Genomic DNA, 17973 nt, shown 5'->3' with positions numbered 1-17973 from the left:
TCCTATGAAAATCTGTGTGATCGGCGGAGGTGGTGCTATTGGCGGCTACTTAGCTGTCATGTTGGCACGAGCGGGCAATGAGGTAACTGTTGTTGCGCGTGGTGCAACTTTGGCTGCAATTAAAGAGCGTGGCCTAGCTTTAATCATGGATGATCAACCAGAGCCTTTGGTTGCTCAGGTTAAAGCAGTTGAAAAAATTCGTGATGCCCAGACGCCTGATGTTGTGATCCTTGCGGTGAAGGCTCATCAAGTGGAGCCGATCATTGACGATCTAGCGGCCATCATGGGCCCTGAAACCATTTTGATCCCAATGCAAAACGGAATCCCTTGGTGGTATTTCCAGAAGTTAGGCGGCGAGTATCAAGATCATGCAGTTGAAACTGTGGATGCTGGTGGTGTTGCTAAGAATGCTATTAATCCAAACAACATTATTGGTTGCGTAGTCTATCCAGCAACCTTTACGCAAGCGCCTGGTGTGATTCGCCACGTTGAAGGCAATCGCTTCCCATTGGGTGAGTTAGATGGTCAGACAACTGAGCGCATTCAGAAGATCTCAGAAATGATGAGCGCAGCTGGATTTAAGTCTCCTATTTTGGATGACATCCGCTCAGAGATTTGGCTCAAGCTCTGGGGTAATATGACTTTCAATCCAATTAGCTCGTTGACACATGGCACCTTGGAGGGCATTTGCCAATATCCATTAACCAAAGAGTTGGCTCGTAACATGATGGCCGAAGCTCAGACCATTGCTGAAAAGTTGGGCGTTACTTTCCGTGTTGATATCGAGCGTCGTATCGCTGGCGCTGAAAAAGTTGGCAAGCACAAAACTTCTATGTTGCAAGACTTAGAAGCTGGTCGCAGCTTGGAGATTGATGCTTTGTTGGGATCGGTAATCGAGCTTGGCAAGATTACCCAAACTCCAACACCTTGCTTAAATACTGTATTTGCTTTGACTAAATACTTAGATGAAAACGTACAAGCTTCTAAAGGCAGCTTAGCTTTGCCATCAGTATCTGGTTACTAGGTAATAAAACTTTAGCATTAAAAAATCCTTGCTATGTTCAGTAGCAAGGATTTTTGTTTTAGAAAACCTGAATTACTCGAAACGATTATCAAGACGCCCCACGCCATCAATAATGATGCTCACGTTGCTACCAGGTTTCATGGAGCCAACGCCTACTGAAGTGCCGCAGGCAATGATGTCTCCTGGCGAGAGTGGTACATCTTGAGAAATCAAGCTCACTAGTTTTGCTGGCGAGAAAATCATATCCGCAATCGGATAATTTTGACGTTCTTGATCATTGAGAATGGTCTTGATCGTCAACTTACTTGGATCTACATCGGTGGTGATGTATGGGCCAAATACACCAAAGGTATTAAAACTTTTTGCGCGAGTCCACTGCGCATATCCAGGATCACGATTCAGGATTTCAATAGCGGTCACATCGTTGATACAGGTGTATCCAAAGATGGCTTTAGCTGCTTGAGCCTCATCAACCTCGTGACAGTGTTTGCCAATCACAATACCAAGTTCGCCTTCGTAAACCACCTTTCCAGAGTAGGACTTAGGTGTACGAATCACTTGGTTTGCTGCTAAGAAAGAGTTATTGCCTTTGAGGAAGTACAAAGGCTCAGCAGGTACGGCATGTTCAAGCTTGGTGACCAAAGCATGAAAGTTATCTACCATCGCAACCATCTTGGAAGGGGAGCAAGGAATATCAATGACTACATCAGTCAACTTGATAGTGGCGCCGGTGGCTTTAGGGTGATTAAATAAGTCGCCTTCATACACGGCAATTTGGTCACCTTGCACTTGTCCTAAACCACTTTTTCCTTGATGCTGAAATCTAAGCCACTGAGCCATAATAAGTTCCTATGAAGTTAAATATTTGATATGCAATATCTTACAGGGATGAATTGATGTCTAAGACTTCTGAACTCACATTTGCACCAGAACATGATCAACCAGTTCGCTATATGGAGCGCACCCGAAGTTATTACTTGGGCTTGGGTTATGAGAATCCTTATGTGTGGGCTCACTACATTGATGTGCCGTTTACCCCACTCAGAAAGCCACTTGCTCAGTCTGTATTGGGTTTAATTACAACAGCCGTTCCATATGATCCCGATAAGGGCGCGCAAGGCCAGGGTGCATCTTACAACGCTGCGGCGAAGTTCTATCAGCCTTATCAACAATCTCTCGATGAAAATATCGATTTACGTATTGCGCATGTAGGCATTGATCGTAAGAACGCCAATATGGAAGATAGTCATTGCTGGTTCCCGCTGAGTGCTGCTCAGCGGGCTGTTGTTGCCGGCAGAGTAAAGGCGCTTTCGCCTAATTTTTATGGCTTGCCTACCAATCGAAGTCAGCGCCATACATTAGAGATTGATGCGCCTCAGATTTTAGAGATGTTGAAGGCTGATAGTGTAGATGTGGCGGTATTAATTCCGAATTGTCCAATCTGTCATCAGAGTCAGAGTTTGTTGGCGCGGTACCTGGAGTCTGCAGGCATTCCAACCGTGGTCATGGGCGCTGCTAAAGATATTGTTGAGTATTGCGGAGTGCCGCGATTTTTATTTAGTGATTTTCCATTGGGAAATGCAGCTGCAAGAGCTAATGATCTCGCTTCGCAGGATCTGAATTTCGAGCTAGCCATGAGGCTTCTTGAGTCAGCTCCGGCCCCTCGTACAACAGTTCAATCACCATTGCGATGGTCATTAGACCCATCATGGAAATTAGATTATTCAAATCTAGAAAAAATGTCTTCACAAGAAATCGTACGATTACGTGAAGAGGCAGAGCGGGCGCGGATTACAGCGCGCGAACTCAGAGTTAATAGCCTAGGGGCTTAAGTTTGTCTCGTGAGAGAGTACGCACACAGGGCATGTAGTGCAGCACTAGCTTCGTTTTCTGGGAAGTTTTTTAGACAAGCTAAGGCTAGGTCAGCCTCACGCTTGGCCGCTGCTTGTGTGTAATCTAGAGCACCAGAGTTTTGTACTGCAGCAAGAATTTGTGCAAATACATCATCTGGCAAATCTTGGTTTTGCTCAATCGCTGCGCGAACTAAAAGGCGCTCTTCGCTGCTGCCGTTTTCAAGCAAGTAAATCAGCGGCAACGTAGGCTTGCCTTCGCGTAAATCATCACCAGCGTTTTTACCCATCTGCTCAGCGTTCGCGGTGTAGTCCAGTAAGTCATCCATGAGTTGAAATGCCGTGCCAATATGGCGACCGAATGCAGCAGCTTGTTCGCGCTGTGCATCGGTAGCATTTGCCAGAATGGCGCCTAATTCAGTAGAGGCTTCGAAGAGCTTGGCTGTTTTGTAACGGATTACTTGTAAGTAGCTGGCTTCATCTACTTCTGGATCATTCATATTTAGAAGTTGCAAAACTTCGCCTTCAGCAATCGTATTGGTTGCATCCGACAAGATTTGCATGACTCGGAGGTCATTTGGGCCAACCATCATTTGAAAGGCCCTGGAGTACAAGAAATCACCAACCAAAACGCTAGCGGCATTGCCAAAAGCAGCATTGGCTGTCTCCCGACCCCTTCTTAGGGTGGATTCATCAACCACATCATCATGAAGGAGGGTGGCTGTATGGATAAATTCGACTACAGCGGACATTTCCAGGGTATGGGGCGTTTCTTTGCCGTTAGCCAGGGATTTGGCCACCAGCATCAGTAGGGCGGGCCTGACCCGTTTGCCGCCAGCCTGGATGATATAGCTTGAGATTTGGTCAATTAAGGCGACTTTTGAGGCCAAGCGCTGACGGATGACCTCGTCTAAGGCCTTGAAATCTAAGGCAATTGGGGCCAGGATTTGGCTTAAGTCATTGATTTTGACAGTGGTCGTCATGCAAGATATAATAATGGGCTTAGCTAGTCCAGGGTGGATTAGCTTAAATGTAGATATTAATTGAGGTTTCAAACCATGTACGCGGTCATAAAAACCGGTGGCAAACAATATAAAGTTGCTGCAGGCGAAAAATTGAAAATAGAACAGATACCAGCGGAAATCGGCAGCGAAATCACTCTTGACCAAGTCCTCGCCGTTGGCGAAGGCGCTTCACTGAAATTAGGTGATCCATTGGTTAATGGTGCAGCTGTGATGGCCACTGTCGTCTCCCAAGGACGTCACGATAAAGTGACAATCTTTAAGATGCGCCGTCGCAAGCATTATCAAAAGCACCAAGGCCATCGTCAGAATTTCACTGAAATTTTGATCAACACGATTAAAGCCTAATTCAGGGTAGGAGAAAGATATGGCACAGAAAAAAGGCGGCGGCTCAACACGAAATGGCCGCGACTCAGAATCGAAACGCTTAGGCGTTAAGGTATTTGGCGGCGAGCACATTAATGCTGGCAGCATCATCATTCGTCAACGTGGCACACGTGTTCATCCAGGTGCAAACGTTGGTATTGGTAAGGATCACACTTTGTTCGCCTTAATTGACGGACAAGTGGAATTCGGCGTTAAGGGTGCTTTGAAGAAGGCCCAAGTTTCAGTCTTGCCTCGTTCATAAGGCAGCCTGACTGAGACACGTTTGATTCAGATTTATTCCGAATTTAACTCTTAGGAACAGGCCTCGCTAAGCGAGGCCTTTTTTATTCATGAAATTTATAGACGAAGCACGTATTGAAGTAATTGCCGGGCAAGGTGGCGCCGGAAGTGCCTCTATGCGCCGCGAAAAGTTCATTGAATTTGGCGGTCCTGATGGTGGTGACGGCGGCAAAGGCGGTAGCGTCTGGGCGATAGCCGATCGCAACATCAATACCCTGATTGATTACCGCTACGCAAAAACACACACAGCAAAAAATGGTGAGCCTGGTCGTGGTGCTGATTGTTATGGTCGCGCTGGAGATGACATCGAGTTGCGGATGCCGGTTGGCACCATCATTGCTGACTATGAAACCGGTGAGCCAATTGCTGACTTAACTACCCATGGCGAACGTCTTTGTTTGGCACAGGGCGGCGTTGGTGGTTGGGGCAACATTCACTTTAAGAGCAGTACGAATAGAGCGCCACGTCAAAAAACGAATGGCAAAGATGGCGAACGCCGAAAGCTGAAACTTGAGCTAAAGGTTTTGGCTGACGTAGGTTTGCTGGGCATGCCTAACGCTGGTAAATCTACTTTGATTACTGCTGTGTCGAATGCTCGCCCAAAGATTGCTGACTATCCCTTTACAACACTACATCCTAATTTGGGCGTTGTACGTGTGGGAGCTGAACGAAGCTTTGTCATTGCTGACATCCCTGGTTTGATTGAGGGTGCAGCTGAAGGTGCTGGCCTAGGTCATCGTTTCTTAAGACACCTACAGCGTACTGGCGTACTTTTACATCTGGTGGATGTTGCACCATTTGATGAGAATGTAGATCCAGTAGCTGATGCCAATGCAATTGTGAATGAATTGCGTAAATACGATGAAGCTTTGGTTGAGAAGCCACGTTGGTTAGTCTTGAATAAAGTAGACATGATTCCTGAGGAAGATCGCAAGAAAGTAGTTGCGGACTTTATAAAGCGCTTTAAGTGGAAAGGCCCAGTATTTGAGATCTCGGCCTTAACGGGCTTAGGTTGCGACAAGCTTTGCTATTCTTTACAAGATTATTTGGACTCTGTACGTCGTGATCGTGATGATGCTGATGAGCGTGCTCAAGATCCACGTTATCAAGATCAGCTTGAAGATAAAAAACCAGATTAAACATTTGCTTGCCTTTTGCTATGAACGCTAAAAAAACTCAACGAATTGTTGTCAAAGTAGGTTCTAGTCTTGTTACCAATAATGGTGAAGGCTTAGATCATGCTGCGATTGGGATGTGGGCCGAGCAAATGGCGGGTCTGTTGCAAGCTGGCCATGAGGTCTTGATGGTGAGTTCAGGCGCTATTGCTGAGGGTATGCAGCGTCTGGGTTGGAATAAGCGTCCAAAAGAGATCCATCAATTACAAGCTGCAGCTGCAGTTGGGCAGATGGGTTTGGTACAGGTTTATGAAAGCTGCTTCGCACGTTTTAATTTGCGAAGTGCTCAGATTTTGTTAACCAATGCAGACTTAGCTGATGCAGAACGCAACGCTAATGCAAGAGCGACTTTAGACACCCTTCTGAAGTTGGGTGTCGTTCCTATTATTAATGAGAACGACACGGTGGTAACCGATGAAATTAAGTTCGGTGATAACGATAGCCTTGCTGCTTTGGTAACGAATTTGATCCATGCCGATCTTTTAGTAATTTTGACTGACCAGGGCGGATTGTTTACTGCAGACCCACGTCAAAATCCAGATGCCACACTACTTACAGATGCTATTGCAGGAGATCCTGCCTTAGAAAAAATGGCCGGAGGTGCTGCTAGTGAGCTGAGTAAGGGCGGAATGTTGACCAAGGTATTGGCTGCAAAGATTGCCGTTAAAACTGGTGCAGCCACAGTCATCGCCTCTGGGCGCGAACCCAACGTGCTAACTCGTCTGATTGCTGGCGAGAAAATTGGGACTCGCTTAAGCGCTAATTAGTCGAACTCTTACCGGGGTTTATATAGTTCCGTTTGAATTGGTTGGTTTAGTTCCGCCAGTAAATCCATTGGGGTTGAGTGACTGAAGAATTGTCTTGATACTCTTTTCTTGCGAATCGAGGTTGCAAAATGCACCTTGAGCCAAAGCTGCTTGATATCGATTAGGTACATTGCTTTGGATCGCACGCCAGCTAGCTAGAGGATTTTCTCTCCACACGTTGTTCTCTAAGGTGCCGTATAGGCGCCACTGAAATGAGTCGCAACGAATCCCTTCATATTGAGTTTGAACGCTACCGTTTGGGCTGGTCAGCACCACAATATAGCGAGTCACCCCATCTGCACCTATCAGGATTGAGTCAGTATCTACAGCAAATTTAAAAATGGTATGTTGAGATACGTAAAAAGGTATTAGGGTTGCTTGGTTGGGTGGGTTCAGAGGCATAGTAGTCGTACCCTCCTTGAAAACCATGGGTGCAAAAGGATCTAGCCCGCTTTGCATTGGGTCGCCCGCACAGGCCGATAGTCCCATGCCAACAATGGCGGCGCAAAAGCAAAGGTAAATACGTTTGAGGTAATAGGTCATTTGAAGTTGTCTTTTAGATTTTCATCTTCATCAGGGTGCTCGTGCGAGCCACCGTAAAAAGATTGAATCAGGTCGAGAGGGGAGCCCCAGGCAAGCTGTTGCATGCGCATACCGCGGGATAAGAAGCGAGCCAACTCAGAAAGTGCGAGCTGATAGACTTCGCGTTTAAAGCCAATCACTGCATCCAACTGAATCCAGAAGGGGACCCAGCGCCAAGCATCAAACTCAGGATGTTCGGAGGCGCGCAATTGAATGTCGCTATCTAAGCCTACTAGACGTAGGAGAAACCAAATTTGTTTTTGACCGCGATATGCAGCACGATGCACTCTAGTGGAGTTTTGACGGCGCAAGTATTCCTCAGGGACGTCGTAGCGAAGCCAATCCCTGGTGCGTCCAATAATTTGGACATGCTCCGGCAGTAAGCCAACCTCCTCTTGCAATTCGCGGTACATAGCCTGTTCAGGGCTTTCACCATGCTGAATCCCGCCTTGCGGGAACTGCCACGAATGCTGCCCAACGCGTTTTCCCCAGAAAACCTCGTTACGGCTGTTGAGGAGGACGATGCCGACATTCGGGCGATACCCTTCACGGTCAATCATGATCGTGCCTCAAATCCTTTAAAATCAACGATTTGATTATATCCATACATGAAAGCCTCACAATCATTTCTCGCCACGCTAAAAGAAGCTCCCTCGGACGCTGAGGTGGTTTCGCACAAACTTATGGTGCGTGCAGGTTTAATTCGCAAGCTAAGCGCAGGTATTTATAACTACTTGCCATTAGGTTTGAAGGTCATTCGCAAAGTAGAAAACATCGTTCGCGAGGAAATGAATCGTGCGGGCGCCATTGAATTGCTAATGCCTATGATTCAGCCAGCTGAATTATGGCAAGAGACTGGTCGTTGGGAAAAGATGGGTCCGGAATTGCTCAGAATCAAAGATCGTCATGATCGTGATTTCTTGATCCAGCCAACCTCTGAAGAAGTGATTACCGATTTAGCTCGTAATGAGATTAAGAGTTACAAACAATTGCCAGTGAACTTCTATCAAATTCAGACCAAGTTCCGCGATGAGCGTCGCCCTCGTTTTGGCATCATGCGTGGTCGCGAGTTCAGTATGAAAGATGCGTACTCATTCGACAGAGATGTTGAAGGCCTCAAGAAATCCTATCAAATAATGTTTGATGCTTATACCCGCATCTTTAAGCGTATGGGCCTTGAGTTCCGCGCAGTGACTGCTGATAACGGTGCGATTGGCGGCTCAGGTAGTCAAGAGTTCCATGTGATTGCTGATACTGGCGAAGATGCCATTGTGTATTGTCCAAATTCTGATTACGCAGCCAACCTAGAAGCGGCAGAGTCATTGGCTTTAATTGCTTCCCGAGCTGCAGCCTCTACGGCAATGGTTAAAGTACCCACACCCGATAAGACTCATTGCGCAGATGTTGCGAAGTTCTTAAATGTTCCGCTTGAATCTACTGTGAAGTCATTATTGTTTGCAGCTGATCAAGAAAAGGGTCCAGCCAAATTGTTCATGCTGTTGGTGCGCGGTGATCATGAGCTCAATGAAGTCAAGGCTAGCAAGATTCCTGGCATGGCAGAGTCACGCTTTGCTAGTGAAGCAGAAATTAAGCAGGCTTGTAATGCACCAGCGGGTTATTTAGGCCCTGTTGGAGTGGGCTCTGATGTGACTGTGGTTGCTGATCGCACGGTTGCTAATATGGCTGATTTTGTGTGTGGCGCAAATGATGCTGGACATCATTTGACTGGGGTGAATTGGGGCCGTGATTTGCCTGAGCCCTTGGTGTTGGATATTCGTAATGCAGTCATTGGTGATCCTTCGCCTGATGGCAAAGGCGTTGTCGATATTTGCCGCGGTATTGAAGTTGGGCATGTATTCCAGCTAGGCACACGTTATTCAGAAGCAATGGGTTGTACATACTTGGATCAGCAGGGCAAAGCACAGCCCATGGTGATGGGTTGTTACGGCATTGGTGTAACTCGTTTGCTTGGTGCTGCGATTGAGCAGGGCCATGATGAGAAGGGCATTATTTGGCCAATCTCCATGGCACCATTTGAGGTGGTGATTTGCCCGATGGGTTACGAAAAATCAGAGGCAGTTAAGGCTGCATGTGACCAACTCCATGGCGAGTTGTTAGCTGCTGGCATTGATGTGATATTGGATGACCGCAATGAGCGTCCAGGTGCGATGTTTGCTGATTGGGAGTTGATTGGAGCGCCATTCCGAGTGGTGATTGGCGATCGCGGCTTGGCAGATGCACAAGTGGAATTTAAAGGCCGCACTGATGCTGAGTCTCAGAACATCCCATTAAATGACATCAAAGCAAAAGTGATTGCGGCTGTACAAGCCGCTAAACAATCGATCGCTTAAGTTATCTCTTAAGTTTTACTTTTTAAAGAGTCCGCCAATACCCTTGGCGGCTCCTTTGGCAGCCATACTCGCCATGGTACGCGCCATTTTCCCGCCCTTAAATTGCTTCATCATGGTTTGCATTTGCTCGAATTGAGCTAGTAGGCGATTTACTTCTTGTACTTCTACTCCAGATCCTGAAGCAATACGACGCTTGCGGCTGGCTTTGAGCAATTCAGGTTTTCTGCGCTCTTTGGGTGTCATGCTGTCAATAATTCCGCGCATACGCGTAGTTTGTTTATCAGCATTACTGAGATTTGCTTTGGAGGCTGCTTGCGCCATTTGACTGGGTAATTTGTCCATCAAGCTCGCCATGCCACCCATCTTTTGCATCTGCATGAGTTGATCCCGAAAATCCTCAAGATCAAAGCCGCCTTTAGAAATCTTGCTAGCTAGCTTTTCTGCTTTGGCAACATCAACGTGTTGTTGCGCTTGCTCAACCAAGGCCAGAATATCGCCCATGCCCAGAATGCGATTGGCCATGCGCTCAGCATCAAATGCTTCCAGACCATCCATCTTCTCGGCTACGCCGATAAATTTGAGCGGAACACCGGTTACTTGGCGAACTGAGAGGGCTGCACCACCGCGAGAGTCACCATCTAGCTTAGTTAGGATCACGCCGGTGAGTGGGAGCGCTTCATGGAAGGCTTTAGCAGTATTGACGGCATCTTGACCAAGCATGGCGTCAACTACGAACAAGGTCTCAATTGGATTGAGGCTGGCATGCAAAGTTTTGATTTCTTGCATGAGTACTTCATCAATACCAAGTCGACCAGCGGTATCAACTAACACTACGTCAAAATAATGACGGCGGGCCCAATCAAGAGCGGCCAGAGCAATGTCATTCGGTTTTTGACTAATGTCGCTCGGAAAAAACTCGGCGCCAACCTGCTTAGTAACAGTTTCTAATTGCTCAATCGCAGCTGGACGATAGACGTCACAAGAAACAGTCAGAACCTTCTTTTTCTTTTTCTCTTGCAACCACTTGGCGAGTTTGCCAACGGATGTCGTTTTACCCGCACCTTGTAAGCCGGCCATCAAGATGACTGCGGGAGGTTGGGTAGCGAGATTGAGTTCGCCGCTTTGATTGGTGTCGCCCATCATGACTTGGGCGAGCTCACGTTGAACTACGCCAACCAGAGCTTGTCCAGGACTGAGGCTTCCAACCACTTCCTCGCCAAGGGCTTTAAATTTAATTTGTTCTAGTAAAGACTTCACTACCGGAAGCGCTACGTCGGCCTCCAATAAGGCTAAACGGATTTCCCGCAACATTTCTGCGGTATTGGCTTCGGTGAGGCGGGCTTGGCCTCGCATTGTTTTAACAACGCGAGATAGGCGGTCGGTGAGGTTTTCTAGCATTTATCGATTAGACTTTCCAGATGGATATTTTAGGTTACTCAAGTTACGGATGGCTACCTTCCGCACTTTATTTGGTGCTTTTGCTTGTTTTGAGCTTCAAAGCCAAGAGCGGCGTGGAGTCTGGGCTCTCAAGCGGGCTAGTGCAGGCGGCAATTTTTGTGATTTTGGTGATCCATGGGGTGCAATTGCATGACTCTGTGTTCACTTCCCAGGGCTTTGTATTTGGCTTTGCGCAAGATTTGTCCTTAATTGCTTGGGTTGGACTGGCTTTTTATTGGTTTCAATCTTGGTTTTTGCCGATTTCTAGCTTACGTTGGATGGCCTTAATGTTTGCGTTGATTTGCGCAGCCCTTCCTAATATTTTTCCAGGCACCTTGATTTCACCTAAGGCTGTTTCAGATCCTTGGTTTAAGGGGCACTTTGTAGTTGCTACGGTATCAGTTGGTTTGCTGAGTTTGGCGGCGATGCATGCCATGCTGATGAGTGTTCAGGATCGCGCTTTGCATCAACAATTAGCCATTATTCCTAATGGCCGCCTAGCCCATTGGTTAGAGGACTTACCCCCGCTAATGACAATGGAAAGTCTTTTATTCAACTTGCTTTATGTTGGCTTTGCGCTTTTGAGTTTGACGGTGTTCTCGGGGCTACTCTTCTCGCAGACTTTGTTTGGCAAACCCCTCGTGTTTGACCACAAAACCATCTTTGCTTTGGTCTCCTGGTTTTTGTTTGCAGGCCTATTAATAGGACGCTGGCGAGTGGGACTTCGTGGCAGAGCCGCCATTCGTTGGGTGTTAAGTGCTTACACTGCTTTGCTGCTTGCTTATGTCGGAAGTCGCTTTGTTGTTGAAGTTATTTTGCAGAGGACTTAAGTCTTGTTTAAGTGGCTTTTATTGTTTGCTGGTGTTGGCCTTTTGTATCTTTGGATTAAGGGTAAAAAGCAGGCGGAACTCAATACAGGAAATGCCTCCAAACCCAATCAAAATAAGCCTCACAAGGTAGCTGCTGCGCCCGAGGCAATGGTTCAATGTCAGTGCTGCAAGGTACATCTTCCTGAGTCAGAAGCTCTCATTTTCGAAGACCGTTTTTATTGTTCAAAAGAACATCTACAAGCCCTCGATTCACAAGGCTGGGTTGGCGATGCGAGATGGCGTATTTCGCCTAATCAAGATGTGAGACCAGAACAGGTTCAACCTGACTTAGCAGTCATTCATCACATCAGTCTTCCGCCAGGTGAATTTAGAAATCAATCGTCTAGCCATCATATTGTTGATTTTTTCCAAAACAAGCTTGACCCAAATGGACATCCTTATTTTGCGCAGATTGCTGATCAAAAAGTATCCAGCCATTTTTTAATTACGCGCTCAGGCGAGTTAATCCAGTTTGTATCGACCCACGACAAAGCTTGGCATGCAGGCAAGTCGAATTTTCAGGGCCGCGAAAAGTGCAATGACTTTTCTATCGGTATTGAATTGGAGGGGGATGGCGATACGTCATTCGAAGATGCCCAGTATTTGGTCTTGGCAAAGCTTATTAAAAAACTACTGAGTACATATCCTCTTTTGCAATTTGCTGGGCATAGCGATATTGCACCCGACCGCAAAACAGATCCTGGAATTTCTTTTGATTGGAAAAAGTTCCAAAAAGAGACAGCAATATCGATTGAAAAATTACCTTTTGGCATAAGCGCTCGGTAAGCTCTTTTTGTATGTGAGCGTACGCTTACTTTTTTAGCCTTTGTCTTAAAGGGCTCAAAATTCTGCACCAAAATGACCCCAAAATAAGTATAAAACTTAGTAAAAATACTAATAAATATTTGTCATAAATGGCTTACCAATTTTCAAATATTTCCCTATACTTAGTGCCTAATGCACTTCGAGACACTAGATGTAGTGTTTGAATCCAGCAATACCCCATTGTTTTTTAACGATATTTTGTCCAAATAACTATATATATACGCAGGAGCAACATGACATACGCTAATCCACAGACAGCAGGCCAACCGGCTGGAGCGAATAACCCAGGAATGAGTCCTGCGGGGGCGGTAAATCAAGCCCCTTCTGCCAGCTTTGTGGCTGGTGGTGTTGGTGGCACCCAGGCAACACAATTGTCTGACTACAAAATTATTCGCCGTAATGGTTCCGTTGTGGCATTTGAGCCATCCAAAATTGCCATTGCTGTAACCAAGGCATTTTTAGCGGTTAATGGTGGTCAAGGTGCAGCATCTGCGCGTGTTCGCGAGCAAGTAGAGCAATTGACACATTCTGTTGTGCGCGCATTGTTGCGTAGCCGTCCAAATGGTGGAACTTTCCACATTGAAGACATCCAAGACCAAGTTGAATTGGCTTTGATGCGCAGTGGTGAGCATAACGTTGCTCGCGCTTATGTTCTTTACCGTGAAAAGCGTAACCAAGAGCGTGCAGCACAGCAAGAGGTTTCACAAGATGCTCAAACAGCTAATCAGGCTGGTGAGTCTGGTATCAAGGTAACTGACAATGGTGTTGAGAAGTGGCTTGATATGGCTGCTTTGCGTACAGTAATCGAGGCAGCTTGCGAAGGCCTGGGTACTCACATTGATGCGACCCCAATTATTACTGAAACCATCAAGAATTTGTACGATGGCGTGCCAATGGCGCAAGTGTATGACTCCGCTATCTTGGCTTCACGTACTTTGATTGAAAAAGATCCTGCGTATAGCCAGGTAACAGCGCGCATCTTGATGCACGTGATTCGTAAAGAAATTTTTGGCAAGGAAGTATTGCAAGGCGATACACAAGCTGAGTACGGCACTTATTTTGCTAAGTACATCAATGAGGGTATCTCTGCTGAGTTGTTGGACCCACGTATGCGTGAGTTTGACTTGCCACGCTTGGCTGCTGCATTGAACGCCAGCCGTGACTTGCAGTTCAACTACCTTGGCTTGCAAACTTTGTATGACCGCTACTTCTTGCATATTGAAGAGCGTCGTATTGAAATGCCACAGGCATTCTTCATGCGCGTTGCCATGGGCTTGTCTTTGAATGAGATGGACCGTGAGCGTCGTGCAATTGAGTTCTATGAAATCCTGTCTACATTTGATTTCATGTCCAGCACACCAACATTGTTTAATTCAGCAACGACTCGTCCACAGCTCTCTAGCTGCTACTTGACAACGGTGGATGATGATTTGGATGGCATCTACGAAGCGTTGAAAGAAAATGCTTTGTTATCCAAGTTTGCAGGTGGTCTTGGCAATGACTGGACTAACGTTCGCGCATTGGGCAGCCATATCAAAGGTACCAACGGTAAATCACAAGGTGTTGTGCCATTCTTGAAGGTGGTAAATGACACTGCGGTTGCTGTAAACCAAGGTGGTAAGCGTAAGGGTGCAGTTTGTGCGTACCTAGAAACATGGCACTTGGATATCGAAGAGTTCTTGGAGTTGCGTAAGAACACTGGTGACGATCGTCGCCGTACCCATGATATGAATACTTCCAACTGGATTCCTGACTTGTTCATGAAGCGTGTAATGGAAGGTGGCGATTGGACTTTGTTCTCACCATCTAACACTCCAGATTTGCATGACAAATTCGGTAGAGCGTTTGAAGAGGCTTATGTTGCCTACGAGCAAAAAGCGGATCGTGGTGAATTGAAGCCATTCCGTCGTATTCCAGCGCAGCAATTGTGGCGCAAGATGCTTGGTATGTTGTTTGAAACTGGCCATCCATGGATCACTTTCAAAGATCCTTGCAACATCCGTAGCCCACAGCAGCACATTGGCGTAGTTCACTCATCTAACCTCTGTACTGAGATTACTCTCAATACCAATGAGACTGAGATTGCAGTTTGTAACTTAGGTTCTGTGAACTTAACCGCTCACATGACTACAGATGCCAATGGCAAGATGATCTTGGATCACGAGAAGCTCCAAAGAACTGTGCGCACGGCAATGCGTATGTTGGATAACGTGATTGATATCAACTACTACGCTGTAGCTAAAGCGCGTAATTCGAACTTAAAGCACCGTCCAGTCGGTATGGGCATCATGGGCTTCCAGGATTGCTTGCATATGCAACGTATTCCTTACGCTAGCGATGAGGCTGTGAAGTTTGCTGACTCTTCTATGGAAGCAGTTTGTTATTACGCTTATCAAGCATCTAACGAATTGGCTGAAGAGCGTGGCGTTTACAGCACATACAAAGGTTCTTTATGGGATCGCGGCATTCTCCCGCAGGATTCAGTAGCGATGTTGGCGGCCGAGCGCGGCGGTTATGTAGAGGTAGATAGCTCATCCACTATGGACTGGAGCGGTTTGCGTGCACGTATCAAGCAATACGGCATGCGTAACTCCAATTGCGTGGCGATTGCACCAACAGCAACGATTTCCAATATTATTGGTGTATCAGCTTGTATCGAACCAACTTTCCAAAACTTGTTCGTGAAATCTAACCTTTCTGGCGAATTCACAGTGGTAAATGAGTACTTAGTGCGTGATCTGAAAGACCGCGGCCTCTGGGATGAAGTGATGATTGCCGACTTGAAGTACTTTGACGGTACTTTATCGAAGATCGATCGCATTCCTCAGGATTTGCGTGCTTTGTACGCAACCGCATTTGAGGTTGAGCCAAGCTGGTTGGTTGAAGCGGCTTCCCGTCGTCAAAAGTGGATTGACCAAGCGCAGTCACTCAATATCTACATGGGTGGCGCTTCAGGTAAGAAATTGGATGATACGTACAAGTTAGCTTGGTTACGTGGCTTGAAGACAACTTATTACCTCCGCACGATGGCTGCAACACACGTTGAGAAATCAACAGTTGCTAGCGGCCAGCTAAACGCTGTTTCTAGCGGTGGTGGCGTGAATGGTACTGATGCGGCAGCGGCGCAAGAATTAGATGGCCCAGCCTGCACAATGCGCCCAGGCGATGCCGGCTTTGATGAATGTGAAGCATGCCAATAAGCCATTTGCTTATTGGTCAGATATAAGAAAAGAAGAAATTAGGAGAAAGTTATGTTGAATTGGGAAGAAGAAGTTGCTCCAGCGCTAGCAAAAGTTGGCCTTGCACCACAGCCGACTGCAGTGGAGCCGCAACGCCCACAGGTAGATCAGGTTGCTCAAGTAGCCCCTCAAGCTGTTGCTACTGCCCCAGCGCAAGCTGCTGCAGTTGGTGGCGCAGCTTTGCGTGTAAATGCTGCTGATAAGCGCGTGATTAATGCCAAGACTGACGTAAATCAGTTGGTACCTTTCAAGTACAAATGGGCTTGGGAGAAGTATTTAGCTGGTTGTGCAAACCACTGGATGCCACAAGAGATCAATATGAACCGCGATATCGCGCTTTGGAAAGATCCAAATGGCCTGACAGAAGATGAGCGTCGCATTATTAAGCGCAATCTTGGTTTCTTTACAACTGCAGATTCTTTAGCTGCAAACAACATTGTTTTGGGTACTTATCGCCACATTACCGCTCCAGAATGCCGCCAATACCTATTGCGCCAGGCTTTCGAAGAGGCAATTCATACCCACGCGTACCAATATATTGTTGAATCTTTGGGCTTAGATCAATCCGAAATCTTCAATGCGTACAACGAAATTGAATCTATTCGCGCGAAAGATCAGTTCTTAATTCCGTTTATTGATGTTTTAACTGACCCGAATTTTCAGACTGGCACATTAGAAAACGATCAAAAGTTACTCCGATCACTCATTGTTTTTGCTTGTGTGATGGAAGGTTTGTTCTTTTATGTTGGTTTTACGCAAATACTTGCAATGGGTCGTCAAAACAAAATGACGGGTGCTGCTGAGCAGTATCAATACATCCTTCGCGATGAGTCTATGCACTGCAATTTCGGTATTGATTTGATAAACCAAATCAAGCTGGAGAACCCGCAGCTATGGACTTCCGAGTTCAAAGACGAGATCAAATCCATCTTCGAAAAAGCAGTCGAATTAGAGTACCGTTATGCCGAAGATACGATGCCTCGTGGAGTGCTCGGATTGAACGCTCCGATGTTCAAAGGGTACCTAAGATATATCTGCAATCGCAGATGTTTGCAAATAGGACTTGACGCGATGTTCCCAAATGAAGAGAATCCATTTCCATGGATGTCAGAAATGATTGATCTGAAAAAAGAACGAAACTTTTTTGAGACACGCGTTATTGAGTATCAAACTGGCGGTGCGCTAAGTTGGGAGTAGTAAGCAGTAAGTAAGCGCATAGCCGGCTAAATTGGAGATTAGACGGTTGGATAGTTTTAGAAGTCAGCAAAACCAGACTCAAATCCGAAAACCCTTGCTCAAGGGTGCTTGGGCTATCCTCTCCATTTTTTCCAGCACATTTAAGAAGCCGTTGTCCTTTGGGGCAACGGCTTTTTTTCCAGGATTCATTAGCGTGCAGCGCCTAGTATCAAGCCGCGCGCCGATGAATGGCTCGCTCGTCAGATCCAAAAAGGTTGCAAAACCAGGCGGAAATGAGTGGTCGGGTCTTCTTAATGTAGTTTGTACTAATCCTCACGTGAAGGAGCATTAATATGGCAATCGCCAAGAAAAAACCTGCTGCAAAGAAACCAGCTGCTAAGAAAAAAGTAGCTGCTAAGAAGCCTGCTGCTAAAAAAGCTGCTGCTAAGAAGCCTGCTGCTAAAAAAGTAGCTAAGAAGCGTCCTGCTGCTAAAAAAGCTGCTGCTAAGAAGCCTGCTGCTAAAAAAGTAGCTAAGAAGCGTCCTGCTGCTAAAAAAGCTGCTGCTAAGAAGCCTGCTGCTAAAAAAGTAGCTCGTAAAGTAGCTAAGAAGCCTGCTGCTAAAAAAGTAGCTCGTAAAGTAGCAAAAAAAAAGTAAGTAAGCCTGCTGCGAAGAAAGCGGGCTCTGCTGTAAAAAAGCCCGCGGCTAAGAAAGCTGCACCAGCGACTAGTGCGTTGAATCCTGCTGCTGCTTGGCCCTTCCCAACTGGCACACGTCCTTAATCGGACGGGTGTTACTAGAAGGGGTCTCACACGAGACCCCTTTTTTTATTGGTGCGCCCGGCAGGGTGCACTTACTTGGAGGTGAAAGTCCTCTACACACCCGGTAAGGGGAAGTGTTAGCTAATGGCAAGGGCTTTGTGGGTGACTGCAAGTCTGAAGGAAGCCAAAGG

General features: G+C 46.5%; 14 protein-coding genes and 3 pseudogenes. 12 read left to right on the top strand and 5 right to left on the bottom strand.

The window, feature by feature from the left end; genetic code table 11:
• The first annotated feature begins 4 nt into the window (after positions 1–4).
• A complete protein-coding gene (locus ICN36_RS10530) occupies positions 5–1024 on the top strand; it encodes a 2-dehydropantoate 2-reductase (protein WP_216228321.1) in 1020 nt (339 codons plus the stop codon).
• Between the two features lie 72 nt (positions 1025–1096).
• Here ICN36_RS10530 and ICN36_RS10525 read toward each other — a convergent pair whose 3' ends face one another.
• The gene (locus ICN36_RS10525; protein WP_216228320.1) at positions 1097–1864 is read right to left on the bottom strand and encodes a fumarylacetoacetate hydrolase family protein; all 768 of its coding nucleotides are present in this window, start codon (positions 1862–1864) and stop codon (positions 1097–1099) included.
• A 56-nt stretch (positions 1865–1920) separates the two neighbouring features.
• Here ICN36_RS10525 and ICN36_RS10520 point away from each other — a divergent pair, with 56 nt between their 5' ends.
• Positions 1921–2856: a reductase gene (locus ICN36_RS10520; RefSeq protein ID WP_216228319.1), complete on the top strand. Its 936-nt coding sequence runs from the start codon at positions 1921–1923 to the stop codon at positions 2854–2856.
• Here the strand turns inward: ICN36_RS10520 and ICN36_RS10515 are convergent.
• Positions 2853–3857, bottom strand: a complete 1005-nt coding sequence (locus ICN36_RS10515) for a polyprenyl synthetase family protein (RefSeq protein WP_216228318.1) — start codon at positions 3855–3857, stop codon at positions 2853–2855. The two genes, ICN36_RS10520 and ICN36_RS10515, sit on opposite strands and share 4 nt — an antisense overlap.
• 75 nt (positions 3858–3932) lie before the next feature.
• Between ICN36_RS10515 and rplU the strand changes: the two genes are divergently transcribed.
• From rplU to proB, 4 genes and pseudogenes are all read left to right on the top strand, one after another.
• A complete protein-coding gene (gene rplU / locus ICN36_RS10510) occupies positions 3933–4244 on the top strand; it encodes a 50S ribosomal protein L21 (RefSeq protein WP_011902040.1) in 312 nt (103 codons plus the stop codon).
• Between the two features lie 19 nt (positions 4245–4263).
• On the top strand, positions 4264–4524 hold the full coding sequence (rpmA, locus tag ICN36_RS10505; RefSeq protein ID WP_011902041.1) for a 50S ribosomal protein L27: 261 nt from the start codon (positions 4264–4266) through the stop codon (positions 4522–4524).
• Positions 4525–4612: 88 nt separating this feature from the next.
• Positions 4613–5701, top strand: a complete 1089-nt coding sequence (obgE, locus tag ICN36_RS10500; RefSeq protein WP_216228317.1) for a GTPase ObgE — start codon at positions 4613–4615, stop codon at positions 5699–5701.
• 20 nt (positions 5702–5721) lie between these two features.
• Positions 5722–6498 (top strand): annotated as a pseudogene (proB, locus tag ICN36_RS10495) (glutamate 5-kinase); the annotation flags it as partial.
• 24 nt (positions 6499–6522) lie between these two features.
• Here the strand turns inward: proB and ICN36_RS10490 are convergent.
• Both ICN36_RS10490 and ICN36_RS10485 read right to left on the bottom strand, forming a co-directional pair.
• A complete protein-coding gene (locus ICN36_RS10490; RefSeq protein WP_216228315.1) occupies positions 6523–7086 on the bottom strand; it encodes a CNP1-like family protein in 564 nt (187 codons plus the stop codon).
• A 17-nt stretch (positions 7087–7103) separates the two neighbouring features.
• Positions 7104–7685 (bottom strand): annotated as a pseudogene (locus tag ICN36_RS10485) (RNA pyrophosphohydrolase); the annotation flags it as partial.
• 48 nt (positions 7686–7733) lie between these two features.
• Here ICN36_RS10485 and ICN36_RS10480 point away from each other — a divergent pair.
• The gene (locus tag ICN36_RS10480; RefSeq protein WP_216228313.1) at positions 7734–9476 is read left to right on the top strand and encodes a proline--tRNA ligase; all 1743 of its coding nucleotides are present in this window, start codon (positions 7734–7736) and stop codon (positions 9474–9476) included.
• Positions 9477–9491: 15 nt separating this feature from the next.
• On the opposite strand, the gene ffh is transcribed toward ICN36_RS10480, so the two are convergent.
• Positions 9492–10874 (bottom strand): signal recognition particle protein, encoded by a 1383-nt coding sequence (ffh, locus tag ICN36_RS10475; RefSeq protein WP_216228312.1) that lies wholly within the window; start codon positions 10872–10874, stop codon positions 9492–9494.
• A gap of 20 nt (positions 10875–10894) precedes the next feature.
• Between ffh and ICN36_RS10470 the strand changes: the two genes are divergently transcribed.
• From ICN36_RS10470 to ICN36_RS10450, 5 genes and pseudogenes are all read left to right on the top strand, one after another.
• Positions 10895–11743 carry an inner membrane protein YpjD gene (locus tag ICN36_RS10470; RefSeq protein ID WP_216228311.1) on the top strand — a complete coding sequence of 283 codons (849 nt, stop codon included), beginning with the start codon at positions 10895–10897 and terminating at the stop codon, positions 11741–11743.
• A 3-nt stretch (positions 11744–11746) separates the two neighbouring features.
• A complete protein-coding gene (gene ampD / locus ICN36_RS10465) occupies positions 11747–12568 on the top strand; it encodes a 1,6-anhydro-N-acetylmuramyl-L-alanine amidase AmpD (protein ID WP_370623488.1) in 822 nt (273 codons plus the stop codon).
• Between the two features lie 329 nt (positions 12569–12897).
• Complete coding sequence (locus ICN36_RS10460) at positions 12898–15807, top strand: ribonucleoside-diphosphate reductase subunit alpha (protein ID WP_370623494.1); 2910 nt, start codon at positions 12898–12900, stop codon at positions 15805–15807.
• A 51-nt stretch (positions 15808–15858) separates the two neighbouring features.
• A complete protein-coding gene (locus ICN36_RS10455; RefSeq protein ID WP_216228309.1) occupies positions 15859–17043 on the top strand; it encodes a ribonucleotide-diphosphate reductase subunit beta in 1185 nt (394 codons plus the stop codon).
• Between the two features lie 332 nt (positions 17044–17375).
• Positions 17376–17803 (top strand): annotated as a pseudogene (locus ICN36_RS10450) (histone H1-like repetitive region-containing protein).
• The last annotated feature ends 170 nt before the right edge of the window (positions 17804–17973 follow it).

Origin of the sequence: Polynucleobacter sp. UK-Gri1-W3 (assembly GCF_018881595.1) — a bacterium.
In the GTDB taxonomy this organism is placed as follows: Bacteria; Pseudomonadota; Gammaproteobacteria; order Burkholderiales; family Burkholderiaceae; genus Polynucleobacter.
This window is presented reverse-complemented; position numbering and strand designations above follow the sequence as displayed.